The 15319-nt window shown below is 58.9% G+C and carries 13 protein-coding genes; 7 read left to right on the forward strand and 6 right to left on the reverse strand.

Annotated elements, in window-relative coordinates:
• Positions 1–86 precede the first annotated feature (86 nt).
• On the reverse strand, positions 87–2180 hold the full coding sequence (locus ACS4NR_RS18370) for a mechanosensitive ion channel family protein (protein WP_456018028.1): 2094 nt from the start codon (positions 2178–2180) through the stop codon (positions 87–89).
• Between the two features lie 338 nt (positions 2181–2518).
• Here ACS4NR_RS18370 and ACS4NR_RS18375 point away from each other — a divergent pair, with 338 nt between their 5' ends.
• The 5 genes from ACS4NR_RS18375 (at position 2519) to ACS4NR_RS18395 (ending at position 7900) form a co-directional block, all read left to right on the forward strand.
• Entirely contained in the window at positions 2519–3724 is a 1206-nt protein-coding gene (locus tag ACS4NR_RS18375; RefSeq protein ID WP_456018029.1) for an MFS transporter, read from the forward strand.
• 213 nt (positions 3725–3937) lie between these two features.
• Entirely contained in the window at positions 3938–4864 is a 927-nt protein-coding gene (locus tag ACS4NR_RS18380; protein WP_456018030.1) for a DUF72 domain-containing protein, read from the forward strand.
• Positions 4861–5658 carry an endonuclease/exonuclease/phosphatase family protein gene (locus ACS4NR_RS18385; protein WP_047602496.1) on the forward strand — a complete coding sequence of 266 codons (798 nt, stop codon included), beginning with the start codon at positions 4861–4863 and terminating at the stop codon, positions 5656–5658. Before ACS4NR_RS18380 ends, ACS4NR_RS18385 begins: the two co-directional genes overlap by 4 nt.
• Positions 5655–6929, forward strand: a complete 1275-nt coding sequence (gene clsB / locus ACS4NR_RS18390) for a cardiolipin synthase ClsB (protein WP_456018031.1) — start codon at positions 5655–5657, stop codon at positions 6927–6929. The genes ACS4NR_RS18385 and clsB overlap by 4 nt, the downstream gene beginning before the upstream one ends.
• Positions 6926–7900: a lysylphosphatidylglycerol synthase domain-containing protein gene (locus tag ACS4NR_RS18395; protein ID WP_095139078.1), complete on the forward strand. Its 975-nt coding sequence runs from the start codon at positions 6926–6928 to the stop codon at positions 7898–7900. The genes clsB and ACS4NR_RS18395 overlap by 4 nt, the downstream gene beginning before the upstream one ends.
• Before the next feature lie 114 nt (positions 7901–8014).
• Here the strand turns inward: ACS4NR_RS18395 and ACS4NR_RS18400 are convergent, their stop codons facing one another.
• The 5 genes from ACS4NR_RS18400 to ACS4NR_RS18420 form a co-directional block, all read right to left on the reverse strand.
• Positions 8015–8773 (reverse strand): alpha/beta hydrolase family protein, encoded by a 759-nt coding sequence (locus tag ACS4NR_RS18400; protein ID WP_027614239.1) that lies wholly within the window; start codon positions 8771–8773, stop codon positions 8015–8017.
• Positions 8763–9872 (reverse strand): DUF3182 family protein, encoded by a 1110-nt coding sequence (locus tag ACS4NR_RS18405; protein ID WP_456018032.1) that lies wholly within the window; start codon positions 9870–9872, stop codon positions 8763–8765. Before ACS4NR_RS18405 ends, ACS4NR_RS18400 begins: the two co-directional genes overlap by 11 nt.
• A 181-nt stretch (positions 9873–10053) precedes the next feature.
• Complete coding sequence (locus ACS4NR_RS18410) at positions 10054–10788, reverse strand: TenA family transcriptional regulator (protein ID WP_456018033.1); 735 nt, start codon at positions 10786–10788, stop codon at positions 10054–10056.
• A gap of 90 nt (positions 10789–10878) precedes the next feature.
• Positions 10879–12072: an MFS transporter gene (locus ACS4NR_RS18415; protein WP_456018034.1), complete on the reverse strand. Its 1194-nt coding sequence runs from the start codon at positions 12070–12072 to the stop codon at positions 10879–10881.
• The gene (locus tag ACS4NR_RS18420; protein ID WP_115986884.1) at positions 12073–13203 is read right to left on the reverse strand and encodes a HesA/MoeB/ThiF family protein; all 1131 of its coding nucleotides are present in this window, start codon (positions 13201–13203) and stop codon (positions 12073–12075) included.
• Between the two features lie 572 nt (positions 13204–13775).
• On the opposite strand from ACS4NR_RS18420, the gene ACS4NR_RS18425 reads away from it, so the two are divergent.
• Both ACS4NR_RS18425 and ACS4NR_RS18430 read left to right on the forward strand, forming a co-directional pair.
• Entirely contained in the window at positions 13776–14444 is a 669-nt protein-coding gene (locus ACS4NR_RS18425; protein ID WP_115986885.1) for a YjfI family protein, read from the forward strand.
• Positions 14445–14461: 17 nt separating this feature from the next.
• A complete protein-coding gene (locus tag ACS4NR_RS18430) occupies positions 14462–15160 on the forward strand; it encodes a PspA/IM30 family protein (RefSeq protein ID WP_007966153.1) in 699 nt (232 codons plus the stop codon).
• The last annotated feature ends 159 nt before the right edge of the window (positions 15161–15319 follow it).

Consider the following 15319-nt stretch of genomic DNA (forward strand, 5'->3'; position numbering starts at 1 on the left):
CACAGGGGATCTGCGGCGTTCACACATTCAATGTGGGAGCGGGCTTGCTCGCGAAGAGGCCGGCAATCCCGCTGCAAAATCGGCAATCAAGTACTCGACTTTTGCGGCACCTCGTTCGCCACCAACTCCCCCTCACCCTGCCGCTTGGGCAACAAAACCTGCTGTGGATAAGTCTGCGCGAAGTGCACCTCAGGGCTGTTATCCACAAGCTTTTTCAAACGTTGGTTGAACGCCCGGCTCACTGCATATTGCCCACCCGACACGGTACGGAATTGCGCAGTCAGCACCACACCGTTCAAGTCCATCCGGTCCACCCCGAACACATCCAGCGGCCCTTGCAGGTTGTACTTGAGGAACGGGTCTTCGCGGATCGAATCGCCAGTCTCGCGGATCAGCTCGATGGCCTTGTCGACGTCGGTGTCGTAGGTGAACTGCACCGAGAAAAACGCGTAGGCAAACTGCCGTGATTGATTGGTCACTGCCTTGATCTGGCCGAACGGCACCGAATGCACAAACCCCTTGCCGTCACGCAGACGCAGGGTGCGGATGGTCAGGCCTTCGACGGTACCGGCGTGCCCGGAGTCGAGCACCACCCAATCGCCGATCGACAGGGTGTCCTCGATGATGATGAACAGCCCGGTGATCACGTCCTGCACCAGTTGCTGCGAACCGAAACCGATCGCGAGACCGACCACCCCGGCACCGGCCAACAGTGGCGCAACATTGATGCCGAGGTTGGCCATGGTGGTGATCGCGCAGATCACCACCAGGATGATTTTGATCGCGTTGCGCAGCAGCGGCAGGATGGTTTTCACCCGGGTGCTGGGCTGGCGCGACGAGCGTTTGCTGACCGGTGGCTTCAACGCTTCCTGAATCGCCGTGTCGAGCACCACCCACAACAGCCACGTGACGAGGAAGATCAGACCGATGCTGCTCAACGCGTTGCTGATCGCCCGGCCGATCGTGCTGCTCTGGGCGAAATCGAGCAATGAAACGCCCCAGATCCGCCCGAGAATATCGATGAAGGCAATCGCAATAACGATCCGCAGCAACGCGTGCAACAGGCTGAGAAAGCGTTCCTTGTAGGCGCTGCTGCGCTGGATCGCTTCGGCCTTTCGCGACTTGAACAGGTGCTGGAGGATGGTGCTGAGGAACACCGTGCCGATCAGCAGCACCGTGGTGAACAGCGCACAGCGCAGGGCCTTCTGATTGTCCTCACCGATGCCGATCAGATTGACCGCCGAAACCAGCACCATCAGCACGATCGGCCAGTACCAGAGCCCGGAAAAAATCCGCAGCGACTCCTGCAGCGACGGCTGTTTCAGACGTTGCGCCAGCGGTCGGTTACGAATCAGATGCGCCACTGGCCGACGCAGGCGAATCACCAGCAGACCGAAGATGATCGAAGCGATCAGCCCGGTAAACACCGCGACGCTGCTGGTGATATTGCCGCCCAACTGACGGGCGATCTGTGGGCTGGTCAACGCATCACTGAGGGCGGCGAGAAAGCCGATCAGGAACAGCGGTTTCGGGCAGTAGTCGCGGATGATCCGCGCGGCTGGTCGTTTGTGGCCGACGTTGAACATCACCACCACGCACAACAGCATCGAGGTGGAGAAAATCCCGCTGCTGGTGGCATACGCCAGACACAACGCCAGCGCCCGACCCACCGAGGCTTGCAGAAAGTGGCTGACGTACAGCGTCAGCGGCAGGCAGATCAGCGCCGGCACGGTGTACGGCAGCAGGTAACCCGCCAGATCCTGACTGCGTTGGCGTGTACGCAGCCAACGGCCCTGACTCAGCCGCTTGGCCAGCAGGCTGCCGAGCACCGTAAGCAACGCGAAGGCGCCAAGCCACACGCCGGACAGCATCAGGAAATCTCCGGCGACGCTCCAGCCGGATCGGTTCGACGGCTGGTTGACCAGTTTGTCGACTTCGTCCGCCGCACGGTCGGCACGCAGACGCCAGGCGTCGACCAGATGCTCGTTGAGATCGAGTTTGTCTTGTACATCGTCGATGCTCGAACTGATTGCACCGAGCAGACCGCCCTGCACGATGGGCTCGGGTTTGGCCGCTTCTTCAGCAGCGGCCGGAACGCCCGGCAGCGTGGCGGCTTCGAGTTCGCTGGTGCCGAGAAACAGCAGCGCTCCCAGCACAATGGCGATCCTGAACTTGATCAAAACTCCGATCCCTCTTGGCTGAACCTGTAAGGAACTGATCGGTAATTGTCTGGCAAGTTCAAGAGCACCCTCACCCCAGCCCTCTCCCCGAGGGAGAGGGAGCCGACCGAGTTGTGCTCTCGAGCTACATCGACCTGAAATATCCAGCCGAACTCAATATTGAGTGCAACCGAGATCAGCTCCCTTCCCCCTCGCCCCTTTGGGGGAGAGGGTTGGGGTGAGGGGGAGCGCTTTTGACCTTTGCGTCCAAGGCAAATATCAAATGCCCAACCCTGTATTTTTCCGCAAAACCCAAACCCCGACACTGCGCTCCATTCAACCTCTACCGGAGTGCAGTCATGCCCATCGCCTTGCTCGCGCTGACCCTCAGCGCATTCGCCATCGGGACGACCGAGTTCGTCATCGTCGGCCTGTTACCCACCATCGGCACCGATCTCGGCGTCAGCCTGCCGTCCGCCGGGCTGCTGGTCAGTCTGTATGCACTGGGCGTTGCCATTGGCGCCCCGGTGCTGACCGCCCTCACCGGCAAAGTCCCGCGCAAACTGTTGCTGCTATCGCTGATGGTGCTCTTCACCCTCGGCAACCTGCTGGCGTGGCTGGCGCCGAGTTATGAATCGCTGGTGCTGGCGCGGATCGTCACGGGTCTGGCACATGGGGTGTTCTTCTCTATCGGCTCGACCATCGCCACCAGTCTGGTGCCCAAGGAAAAAGCCGCCAGCGCGATCGCGATCATGTTCACCGGCCTCACCGTGGCCTTGGTCACAGGCGTGCCGCTGGGCACGTTCATCGGTCAGCATTTCGGCTGGCGCGAAACCTTCCTCGCCGTCTCGGCGCTGGGTGTGATCGCCTTCATCGGCAGTCTGCTGTATGTGCCGAACAACATTGCCCACAGCAAACCGGCGTCCTTGCTACAGCAACTGCAAGTGCTGAAACAACCGCGTCTGCTGCTGGTGTACGCGATGACCGCAATCGGTTACGGCGGCTCGTTCATTGCCTTCACCTTCCTCGCGCCGATCCTGCAGGACCTCTCCGGTTTCAGCGCCGGCACCGTCAGCCTGGTGTTGCTGGTGTACGGCGTGTCGGTGGCGGTCGGCAACATCTGGGGCGGCAAACTGGCGGACAAACGCGGGCCGATCAGCGCCCTGAAAATCATCTTCGCCCTGCTCGCGGCCGTGTTGTTCGTGCTGACCTTCACCGCCGCCAATCCATGGCTGGCGCTGGCCACGGTACTGGTGTGGGGCGCGGTGGCGTTCGGCAACGTGCCGGGGTTGCAGGTGTATGTGGTGCGCCAGGCTGAACATCACACGCCACAGGCGGTGGATGTGGCATCGGGGCTGAACATTGCTGCGTTCAACCTGGGGATTGCCGGTGGTGCGTGGGGCGGCGGGTTGATCGTCGAGCATTTGGGGCTGATTCACACAGCATGGATCGGTGGCCTGGTGGTGTTGCTGGCGTTGGCGCTGACCGCGTGGAGCGGGCGACTGGATCGCCTCGGTCCGACCTATGCCGAGCCGGCTGAAGGCCGAGTATTCACGGGTCATTGAGTAACCCTGTGGGAGGGGGCTTGCTCCCGAAAGCGGTGTATCAGTCGCCATCGATGTTGACCGAACCACCGCCTTCGGGAGCAAGCCCCCTCCCACATTAGCTTTGTGTTGCTCTCAGGGATGTACCGTCCGTAAAGCCACCGAAACTTTCCCGAACCGCCCGCAGTCATCAGCAGACACAGGCTGTACGAGGACTGACAACGGGAGGGCGGCATGGCAACGATTCACATCGGTATTTCCGGCTGGCGCTACGTTCCGTGGCGCGGGGATTTCTATCCGAAAGGACTGGCGCAGAAGCGCGAACTGCAATTCGCTTCGCGGGCGGTCAACAGCATCGAAATCAATGGATCGTTCTACGCGCTGCAACGACCCGAACGTTACGCGCAGTGGTACGACGAAACGCCGGACGACTTCGTATTCAGCGTCAAGGCGCCACGCTTCATCACCCACGTCCGGCGCTTGCGCGAGATCGAAAAGCCGCTGGCGAATTTCTTCGCCTCCGGGGTGTTGGAGCTCAAGGAAAAGCTCGGGCCGATCCTCTGGCAGTTTCCGCCGAACTTCAAATTCGATCCCGAGCGCTTCGAACACTTCCTCTCATTGTTGCCCCACGATACCGAAGCCGCTGCCGCACTCGCCCGCCAGCACGACTCGCATCTGCACGGCCACGCCAGCCTCAAAGCCTGGCGCAAAAAACCGCTGCGTCATGCGGTGGAGATCCGCAACGACACCTTCATCGATCCCGACTTTGTGCGGCTGTTGAAACGCTACAACACTGCTCTGGTGATCGCCGACACCGCCGGCAAATGGCCGTACCGTGAAGACCTCACCAGTGACTTTGTCTACCTGCGCCTGCACGGTGCCGAGGCGCTTTATGCCAGCGGTTACACCGACGCCGCGTTGAACAACTGGGCTGAACGCATCGACGCCTGGCACCACGGCCAGCAGCCCGGCGATGCGCATCTGATCGCGCCGCGCCTCAAGCCGCGGGCGCGCAAATCCCGCGAAGTATTCTGCTATTTCGACAACGACATCAAAGTCCGCGCGCCCTACGACGCGCGCAGCTTGCTCCACCGATTCGAGCTGGACAGAACGCTCACCACCACCCCCGGCGAACCGGTTGCCGAAGGGGTGCTGGCATGAGTATTCCAGAGCCGGTCGGGTTCACCGACGAGCAGACCAGCGTTGAAGTGTCGGTGCGCCGTTTCACCGTACTGACGGTCAACACGCACAAAGGCTTCACCGCGCTCAATCGACGTTTCATCCTCCCGGAGTTGCGCGAAGCGGTGCGCAGCGTGGCCGCCGACGTGGTGTTCCTGCAGGAAGTTCACGGCACCCACGAACATCATCCCAAGCGCTACAGCAACTGGCCGACGATGCCGCAGTACGAGTTCCTCGCCGACAGCCTCTGGCCGCAATTCGCCTACGGGCGCAACGCGGTGTACCCAGAGGGTGATCACGGCAACGCGTTGCTGTCGAAATTCCAGATCATCCGCCACGATAACCTCGACGTGTCGATCAGCGGCCACGAGAACCGTGGTCTGCTGCATTGCGTGCTGCGCATGCCGGGCGATGGCGTCGAAGTGCATGCGATCTGCGTACATCTGGGCCTGCGCGAAAGCCATCGCAATGCGCAATTGAAACTGCTCGGTGAGCGTCTGGCGGAGCTGCCGGTTGACGCGCCGGTGATCGTCGCCGGTGACTTCAACGACTGGCGCCAGCGCGCCGACGCGTTGCTTGAACCCTGCGGCCTGCGCGAGGTGTTCGCCGAGCATCACGGCAAACCGGCGCGCAGCTTTCCGGCGCGTCTGCCGACGCTGCGGCTCGATCGTATTTATGTACGCAACCTCAAGGCCAGCCAACCGAAAGTCCTGGCCAACCGGCCCTGGTCACACCTTTCCGACCACGTCCCGTTATCGGTGGAGATCGAACTATGAGCAGCGCACCGCTGGAGAAATCCGCCGTGGAACCGATCAGCATCAACCCGCCGGTACGCGAGCCCGGGCATGTCGATGTCGAGTACGGCTGGCAGGGCAACAACCGCGTCGAGTTACTGGAAAACGGCGAGGAGTATTTCCCCCGGGTGTTCGACGCCATGCGTGCGGCGAAGAGTGAAATTCTGCTGGAGACCTTCATCGTTTTCGAAGACAAGGTCGGCGCAGAGTTGCAGCAGATTTTGATCGACGCCGCTCGGCGTGGCGTGCGCACCACCGTCAGCCTTGACGGTTTTGGTTGTGGTGAGTTGACCACCGCTTATCTCGCGGCACTGAGCGACGCCGGCGTGCACCTGCAGATATTTGACCCGGCGCCCAAACACTTGGGTTTTCGCACCAACTGGTTCCGCCGTCTGCACCGCAAGATCGTGGTGGTCGACGGACTGATCGCGTTCATTGGCGGGATCAATTTCTCCGGCGATCACCTGGCCGATTTCGGCCCTGAAGCAAAACAGGATTACGCGGTGCAGGTTCAAGGGCCGGCGGTCGCTGACATTCATCACTTCGCCCTGCTGCAAAGTGGTCGCCCGGGGCGCGCACGCTTCTGGTGGCAGCGTCGGCGCCAGCGCCGGGCAGACATGGCTTTCAGCGACCACGACGGTCAGGTGCGTCTGGTGTTTCGTGACAACGATCAGCACCACACCGATATCGAGGACGTGTACTTGCACGCATTGCGCCGGGCCAAACGCCGGGTGGTAATCGCCAACGCCTACTTCTTCCCCGGCTACCGCCTGCTGCGCGAGATCCGCAATGCCGCGCGCCGTGGCGTCGAGGTGCGACTGATCCTGCAAGGCCAGCCGGACATGCTGGTGGCGAAACTGGCCGCGCGCATGACCTACGACTACCTGCTCAAGGCCGGCGTGCAGATCCACGAATATTGCCAGCGCCCGCTGCACGGCAAAGTCGCGCTGGTGGACGAGGAATGGAGCACCGTCGGCTCGAGCAATCTCGACCCGCTGAGCCTGTCACTGAATCTGGAAGCCAACGTGCTGATCCGTGATCGCGCGTTCAATCAGCATCTGTTCCAGCGCCTCGAAGACCTGAGCCAGAACCACTGCAAGGCGATGGATGCCAGCATGTCCCCGCGCGGGCGGATCTGGCACATGACCGTGGGGTTTCTGGTGTTCCACTTCCTGCGGCATTTTCCGGCGATGGCCGGTTGGCTGCCGGCGCATAAACCGCGGCTCAAGCCGTTTCGAGGGCGCACGTCATGAGCCACTCCCACGCACACTCGGCGCCAGCGACTCACTCTCGATGGAGTCGCTGGAAACGTCCGCTGACGCTGCTGTTTTTCCTTGCGTTGATCGTGTTGCTGACGATGTTCGCCACGCGTATCGAATGGGCGGAAGTCCTGCAAACCCTGGCCGACTTCAAGGTGCGCACGCTGATCATCGCCGCCAGCCTGACCTTGTTGAGCTTTCTCACCTACGCCAGTTTCGACCTGATCGGCCGCACCTACATTCGCCAGGACCTGACCTGGAAACAGATCCTTCCGGTGGGGATCATCAGCTATGCGTTCAACCTCAATCTCAGCGCCTGGGTCGGCGGGATTGCCATGCGCTATCGGCTGTATTCGCGCCTGGGGGTGAGCAAAAGCAACATCGCCAAGATTCTCGGTCTGAGCCTGGCCACCAACTGGTTCGGCTACATGACAATTGCCGGCGTGGTGTTCAGCAGCGGCCTGGTGAGCATGCCACCGGGCTGGAAAATCAGCAGTGGCGCATTGCAGGGCATCGGTGTGTTGCTGTTGCTGGTGAGTGCCGGTTACCTCGCCGCTTGCCAGTTTTCCAAGCGCCGCGAGTGGTCGATTCGCGGGGTGGAAATCAACCTGCCATCCCTGCGCATGGCCGCCCTGCAATTGCTGCTCGGTGCGCTGAACTGGTCGTTGATGGCGGCGGTGATTTTCACTCTGCTGCCGAGCAAACTGGATTACCCATTGGTGCTCGGCGTGCTGCTGATCAGCGCGATTGCCGGGGTCATCACCCACATTCCGGCGGGGCTCGGGGTGCTGGAAGCGGTGTTCGTCGCGCTGCTGCAGCACGAGGCTTCGCGGGGCAGTCTGGTGGCGGGGTTACTGGCGTATCGGGCGATTTATTTTCTGCTGCCGTTGTTGATTACGGTGGTGATGTATTTGTTGGTCGAGGCCAAGGCCAAGGCGTTGCGAATCGAGAAGACGCCCTCCTGAGTTTTTGGTTATGGCTGATGGCCCCTTCGCGAGCAAGCCCGCTCCCACAGGTAGAAAGCATTCCAAATGTGGGAGCGGGCTTGCTCGCGAAGGCGTCCGAAGAGACACCACAACTCATGTGGACTGAATAATGCTCAATCGCTCACCGACCACCATCTCGGTAATCCAGTCCACCAGAATCGAGGTGTAAGCCTGCTGCGAAACCGGCTCGCTCAAGGCATGGTCGGCGCCGTCGATGATCCGGTGCGTCAGCGAATGCGTCTGCTGACAGGCGGCGCGGTAACTCATGATCGTCGCGTGGGGCACGTAGTCATCGGTTTCCGATTCCACCAGCAACACATCCCCGGTGAACTGCGAACAGGCGTGCAGCGCACGGTTGCTGTCTGCACGGACCAACGTCGCCCGATAGTCGCGCAGGTCGGCCTTGTCCAGTTCACGCTTGGGCGTGTGCCATTGCTCGTCGCGATACAGCGCCGGCACCCGCAGCGCCAGCCAGCGCACCGGACGCAACGAGGTGAGGATCGAAGCCAGATAACCGCCGTAACTGGTGCCGACCACCGCAATCGCCGAGGTGTCGAGCGCCGGGTGCGCGAGCAGGCGGTCGTAAGCTGCGAGCAAGTCACGCAGGTTGTCTTCGCGCGTCACCCGCGTCAGCGGAATGCCGGTGCCACCGGTGTGCCCGCGCAGGTCGAAGGTCAGGCAGACACAACCGAGACCGGCGATGCCCTTGGCGCGCTCAAGATCACGTTCCTGGCTACCGCCCCAACCGTGCACAAACAACACGCCGGGGACTTTCGATTTTGGACTGAGAAACGTCCCACTCATCTGTTCGTCATCAATGTCGATCTGAATGCTTTCGCTTCTAGCCGTCATAGGATTTGACCGTTACGTATTTGAGAAGGAATTCACTGTTCTCCGCTGGCCCGCGATAGATTTCGATGGCGTCCGCCGGCAGGCTTTGATCGCTATAGGTTTCTACGGTCGACACGCGGATCGCCGGCATCTGCGGATCATTGACGAAGCTCTGCAACGCGGCCAATTCAGCGCTGCTGGCACCGCCCATGCGCCAGGATTGTTCGAGCACCCCGCTGCGGGGTTTGCCATTGCTGTCCAGCCCTTGCGCAATGTCGTAGTTGCGACGTGAGGCGTAGAAACCCGGGTATGCCTCGTCTGCCGCCCGATCGAAGATCTGTGCCTGCTGGATGGCCAGTCGCACATCGTCCGGCAAATCCAGCGCCAGCAGATTTTCGTAGCCGCCCTGCACTACCAGCAGATTCGAACCGCCATAGACATCTTCGCCATGGGCATCCTTGGTCAAGTATTGATCACCGCAGTAGCTCAGCACTTTGTCGCCGATGAATGACTGGCCGACGCTGTGGGTAAAGACCTTGCTCAAGTCCTGTTCGAGCACCACACCATCGCGGAACAACACTTTCGCTTCTGCCCGGGCCAGTACTTCATCGAACGCATCGAGGCTGTTGATAACTTCCTGGCCACGACCGGCACAAGCGTGAATCGGCTTCAGGCGGACCGGCCCGCTGTACAGCAAGTGCTCGGCGGCGGGCCGTGCATCTTCCAGTGCAAACACGCTCAGGCCATCGAGCACCACATCGCGCACGCGCTCGGCGAATTGCGGCGCCCAGCCCTGTGGCGCGTGAGCCAGATGACTGCGCAAGCCGTGGCTGATGGCTTTGGTGCAAATGAAATCGTGTTCGACGTACCCGCCCCACAAATCGCCGGGGCCCTTGATACCCAGATTGCGCGCGCTGGCCGCGCCGACAATGGTCTGGGTCGGCAGCCAATACAAATCGCGACCGCGATGCTTCTGCGGATCAAAACTCCCGCCGAAGCTGAGCCCCAGAATTTGCGCCAGCCAGCGGGCCAGCGCCTTGTTGGTCTGCACTTCATGTTGCGGCGCCCCGGCACGAACCGAATGGGCGACGACCACTTTCCTGCTCGACATCGGGGTCATGCGTCCCCCTTCAAGCTACTTGATGAATGTAATGAGAGAAGTGCAGAGATCAGGCCAATCGCCTGGGGCCAGAAATACCCTATGAATCAATCGCTTGAGCATAGGGTGGTGGCATCAGGCCTGTTTCAATCTGCACGACTGCCAGCGAATCCGCGGCAATTTGCACGAAACGGGTCGCCAGCTACCGCTGACTGACTTCCTTCCAGATGGCATCGAACATGACACAACGTTTGAGCATAGCCTGACGCCCGGTTTGAATCGCAAGCCGCTTGGCCTCAGGAATCTGGTGAGTCAGTCGCTGCAGAATTCCCAACATGGTAATCGCATGATCCTCATCCTCTTCGATGTGCAAGCGAAAGAACTCCAGGCCTTCCTCACTGATGTTCAGTCCCTCCAGCGCCAGCAGAATCGGTCGGTAAATCAGCGGCACAATGGCTTCGGCTCCCAGGCAGAGTGCCGCGAGGCCCTCGACAGGATTTTCACTGCGGCAAAGCTGCATGATGCATTGGGTGAAATCCACGGTCTGAGGTAAAGGCAATTCAGCCAAGGGATGGGTGCCCAGGATCCGTAGCGACCTTTGAAACAGCTCGGCATGTGTGAGCTTGTTGTCACCATCAATGCCCATTTCCTCCTGCATGTTTTCCATCAGCAATTTGATGTCGTCAAGGGATTCGAGGCGATTGATGATCGCACACAGAAAGCGGGTAAAGTTTCGCGAGTAGTAATGATGCTGGATCAGAAAGTAACGCATCCCCTGCAGCGAAACATGACCGTCTTGCATTGCCAGCAACAGTTCATGATTAACCAATTCATCTAACGCATCAGCGTCCAGCCATTCGTCCCATAATGTGCCTCCGGTTATGAATTTAATGACCTTCGCCCTATCGCCGCCATTCAACTCTTTGTCTTCATCCAACTTTAAATTCCTTTTAATTCTTTATCAGCCATCCAGCCGATCGAAACTTTCCAGTTATTCCGAAACACCGAAAAACTTACAAAACCGTATTCATTGTGCGTCGCTGTAAATGACCGGGCGCTCAAACCTGGCCAGAAAGTAAGCACATAGAGAGGCGAAAATGATGCACAGACCGCCTGACGCAAGAATCACAGCGCTGCTTGAGAAATGCAGTAACAGCCATCCACTCAGCAGGCTCGCCGGCGGAATCGCGAGGTAAGCAATGAGCCGTGTAACTCCTACCGTTCGCCCAAGAATGGTTTGCGGAACCACTTGCTGGCGATAGGTGAAAAAAGCGATGACCACCACGGATTGGCAACCGGTAGAAAGCGCCCACAGTGCCGAAAGTGACCACGGATCGTTGGCCATCGCCCCCATCAGCGTGAACACTCCGGCCAGCAAACAGCTTCGACGGATAAGAATGCCGGCCGGATATCTCTTCACCAGAAACGCACCCATAGCCGATCCGGCGACAGCACCCGCACCAATGAGCCCGTAGTAATAGCCGACATCACTCAATGGCACGGCCAGTAGCGTGGTGTAGACATAGACAAGGCTGGCACCGATCAAGGCAAAACCGAAATTGCAGAAAAAGAACAGCATGACAAACGAACACAGTTCTCGCTGCTGGATGACATACAGCAGTCCGGCTTTGATTTCCGTGAATACCCGCGTGGTGGCAGGCGCAGGCTTACCCTGCTCTTTCAGCAAGAAGCAAAGCGGCAGGGATAGCGCAAATCCGACAATGCTGCCAATCAGCAACTGCTCCTTGGTACTGAAGGCCAGCAAGGCTGCAACGCCGATTGGTGCAACGATGCGAATGATGTTGTCACTGGCATTGACGATTGCATTGAACCGGTGGAGCTTGGCCCCTTCGATCAGTGCGGGCGCAATACTCTGGAAGACCGGGTGGTGGGTGGCGCCGACGCTTGCCAACAGAAAGCTCAGCAGTAACAGGGTGATACTCAAGCTGTTCCCGGACAGCGTATTCACGGCAGCATATATAAGGCAGCCGGCGACGATGTTGATCAGATCACCACCGATCAGAAAACGCCGTTTGCTGTAGCGATCACTCCATACACCGGCGAAGGGCGTGACCAGTATGTAGGGCGCCATCGCGGCGAAAAAAGCCAGCGACGTCCAGACTGGGGAGCCTGTCTGCTCATAAACATAAAGCGGGATCAGAAACGCGATGGCCCATGAACAGATGGACGTGATGGCATAGGACGCCAGGAGTTTGAACATCTAGACGATCTCCGCCTGACGCGACCGTTGCGCGTTCGCGAGATGTCCACACACCGTGCAGTCCGGATTCTGTTGCCAGACTTCAGCAACGCTGACGTCCAGGTCGTCGAATGTGAATTCCTTGAGCTTGTTGGTCAATTGTGGCGGTTGGCAGCCGGTGATGATCTTGACCGTTTCGCTGACCATCATCCCAGCGGTGACGGCCACCAAAGTCACAAGAGCCGGGCCGGGATGCTCATAAGTGATGTCGTGCTGTTTGGCCATGGTCGAAACGCTGTTCACCAGGCTGCTCTTGTTCCGCGCCGACGTCAGCCAGCAAGCACCGCAGCCCGAGGAGCCAGGCACCACCGAATAAAACACCGAGCGGCGTACATCAAGCCCGCCTGAAATGAAGGGTACGCCCTGTTCAACACAGGCCTCATTCAGCCAGTCGGCCATGTAGTTCGCGGGTTTATCGGCGACACAAATCACAATATCGTGACCGCGTACGATGCCGGCGACGTCTTGCGCCGACTGGAGGCGGGTTTCGTGAGCAGTAATGTCGAGGTGACTGTTGAATTCAAGCAACCTGCGCCTGGCCGTTGCAACCTTTGGCATGCCAACGTCAGTTTCCTTGTAAAGGATCTGCCGGTTCAAATTGCTCATCTCGATCGTGTCAAAATCGAGGATCGTCAAGTGGTGGACGCCCAGCGCCACCAGGTCGAACAGGATATGGGTGCCCAGACCACCGCAGCCCAGTACGCAGACCCTGGCCGCGCGCAGTTTTTCCTGGGGGGTGAACTTGTTCTCGCCCACAGCCGCCATCGACCCGAAAAAGTCGATGTTGCGGGAAAATCTGATGCGATCATGATCCGAAAGTGAAGTCGTTTCAAAGGCATCCGGACTTTCGACCAGCCGGTATTTGATCAGATCTTGCGCAACGCTACGGATTTCGTCCTGACCCACCCCGGGATAACGGTCTGCCACCTGGGTAATCAACTCCTCATAGGGTGTACGGCCATCAAGTGCCTTGATGAACTCCCAGACAGCACCGTGCAGGTCGGGGATTTTTGCGTATTGACCGTTAAAACGCAGAACTACCTGACCATCAAGTTTGAACGGAATAATCGTCGGTTTAAGACAAAGCTTCATATTCGAGCCTCGATCGCTATTAAAACAAGTTAGTAAAAGAACCAGGGCCGCGAAGGCCCCGGTTCTTACTGATCAGATCAGCCGATCTGAGAATCGCCAGCGGAAGATGCTTTTTCGAAAGTCATTATGATTTCCTCAAAAGTTGAAGGGCCGGTGGTCCAAGCTGTTTTTCCACCGGGGTGAAGGTGTGCACACCCCAAAACTAGAATAAGTTTTCAGTGGTTGCGAACCGAGCTTGTTTCTTAATATTACTCACACCAAACACACTTCCTACACCCTCGCCAAGTGCCGCAATTACCTCTTACGGAAACATACAAAAACAATGTAGGAATTATCTTCAATATTTAAACAGCAAAAAATCATATCGGGAGAATTGAAAATAAATTCGCCTTCCAGACAATAAACATCAGCAATTAATCGGCCCCCCCTCATCACCCAAGGTCAACGCTCGCAACCACCACCTCTCAGCGATTTCGACAGGCTGAAAAAATCTCACGCGTGAGCCATTGATGGCATTTTGAATTGGTTGTAGTGTGGCTCACGCGTGAGATGTTCATAACGGAGTCATTGCCATGAAAAGTCGCTCCCCCACCGTTGCATCAGAGAGCCCACAGGGAGAGCGCTCGAAACCGTCCGCGAAAAAACCGTCGAGCTTCTACATGAAGCAGATGCGCGCGGGCCTGGCTGCCGCCGGTTATGTGAAACACGAAACTTGGGTACTTCCGGAAAACCGAAGCTTGCTCAAGCAGATGGAGCAACAGCTACGCCAACCGATTCTGGCTGGCTCATTCATGTCGGAGAATTACATGAGCGCAGGCAACAACTGGAACATCGATAGCCTCTTCAACGCCCTCAAGGCACTGGACGAGGTGGCTTCGCAGGAGATCACGCTGTCTCTGATCCAGAGCTCCGAACCCAGCATCAGGCTGGAAATGAACGAATTCGGCGGTCTGCCGATTCACATCGCCTTGGCTGGTCAGCAGATCATCGTTGACACCGTGCTGGTGGATATCGATTCGATCACTGACGTGCACGCCTTCAACGACGCCGTGCTGCGCAGCCGGGAAATGTTCCCGCTGTCGTCGATCGGCATCGAGTCGATGCCCAACGGCCAGACCGTTTACAACATGTTTGGCGCCCTCAGCGCCGACTCGAGCCTGACCAACGTCGTCACCGAGGTGAAAACCCTGGTCGACAACGTGCAGCGCGCGAGCGAAGCCTTCGAACACTTCTTCAAGTAATCAACAGGGAATATCCAATGACTCAGTCCATCTGGAGCAAGTTGTTCACCGCTCTGCGCGGCGGCGCCAATGAAGTCGGCGAAGCGATCGTCGACCAACAGGCCCTGCGCATCCTCGATCAGGAAATCCGCGACGCCGACACCGCGCTGTCGAATGCCCGCCGTGAGCTGGTCACCATCATGGCCAAGCACAAGCTGGCCGCCGATCGCGTGAGCGAGTACGACGCCAAGATCAAGGATCTGGAAGCCAAGGCGGTTTCCGCACTGAACGCCGGCCGCGAAGACCTGGCCATGGAAGTGGCCGAAGCGATTTCGACCCTGACCAACGACCTGACCGCCGAGAAAGCCCAGAGCGACGAGTTCGGCACCTACGCCGAAAACATGCGCAAGGACATCAGCAAGGCCGAGTCGCGGATCAAGAGCCTGCGCCAGCAAGTGGACATGGCCAAGGCCCGTGAAAGCGTGCAAAAGGCGCAGGTCAGCGCGTCCATCGCCAGCGGCGGTGCCAACGGCAAGCTGGAAACCGCTGTCGGCACGCTGAACCGTCTGCAGGCCAAGCAGCAGCAACGTGCTGCCGAGCTGAGTGCCGCCGATGAACTGGCTGACGCTTCGACCGGCAATGACCTGGAACGCAAACTGCGCGACGCCGGCATCACGCCGAACGAAGGCAGCGCCAATGCGATTCTCGAGCGTCTGAAGCAGAAGTCCGCTCAGTAAGCGTTTGCACAAAAACCTGTGGGAGCGGGCTTGCTCGCGAAAGCGATTTGTCAGTCATTACTTTAGCTGCCTGACACTCCGCCTTCGCGAGCAAGCCCGCTCCCACATGGTTTACGGCGTGTCGTTCGTCGCCCGGCCCGGTACACTGGCGGCGCTTTT

This window comes from Pseudomonas sp. JQ36, assembly GCF_053851495.1.

Bases quoted from the DNA above. Each gene is read 5' to 3' on its own strand.
- ACS4NR_RS18375 (WP_456018029.1), top strand. From the start codon at position 2,519: ATGCCCATCGCCTTGCTCGCGCTGACCCTCAGCGCATTCGCCATCGGG.
- ACS4NR_RS18380 (WP_456018030.1), top strand. From the start codon at position 3,938: ATGGCAACGATTCACATCGGTATTTCCGGCTGGCGCTACGTTCCGTGG.
- ACS4NR_RS18385 (WP_047602496.1), top strand. From the start codon at position 4,861: ATGAGTATTCCAGAGCCGGTCGGGTTCACCGACGAGCAGACCAGCGTT.
- clsB (WP_456018031.1), top strand. From the start codon at position 5,655: ATGAGCAGCGCACCGCTGGAGAAATCCGCCGTGGAACCGATCAGCATC.
- ACS4NR_RS18395 (WP_095139078.1), top strand. From the start codon at position 6,926: ATGAGCCACTCCCACGCACACTCGGCGCCAGCGACTCACTCTCGATGG.
- ACS4NR_RS18400 (WP_027614239.1), bottom strand. From the start codon at position 8,773: ATGACGGCTAGAAGCGAAAGCATTCAGATCGACATTGATGACGAACAG.
- ACS4NR_RS18405 (WP_456018032.1), bottom strand. From the start codon at position 9,872: ATGACCCCGATGTCGAGCAGGAAAGTGGTCGTCGCCCATTCGGTTCGT.
- ACS4NR_RS18415 (WP_456018034.1), bottom strand. From the start codon at position 12,072: ATGTTCAAACTCCTGGCGTCCTATGCCATCACGTCCATCTGTTCATGG.
- ACS4NR_RS18420 (WP_115986884.1), bottom strand. From the start codon at position 13,203: ATGAAGCTTTGTCTTAAACCGACGATTATTCCGTTCAAACTTGATGGT.
- ACS4NR_RS18425 (WP_115986885.1), top strand. From the start codon at position 13,776: ATGAAAAGTCGCTCCCCCACCGTTGCATCAGAGAGCCCACAGGGAGAG.
- ACS4NR_RS18430 (WP_007966153.1), top strand. From the start codon at position 14,462: ATGACTCAGTCCATCTGGAGCAAGTTGTTCACCGCTCTGCGCGGCGGC.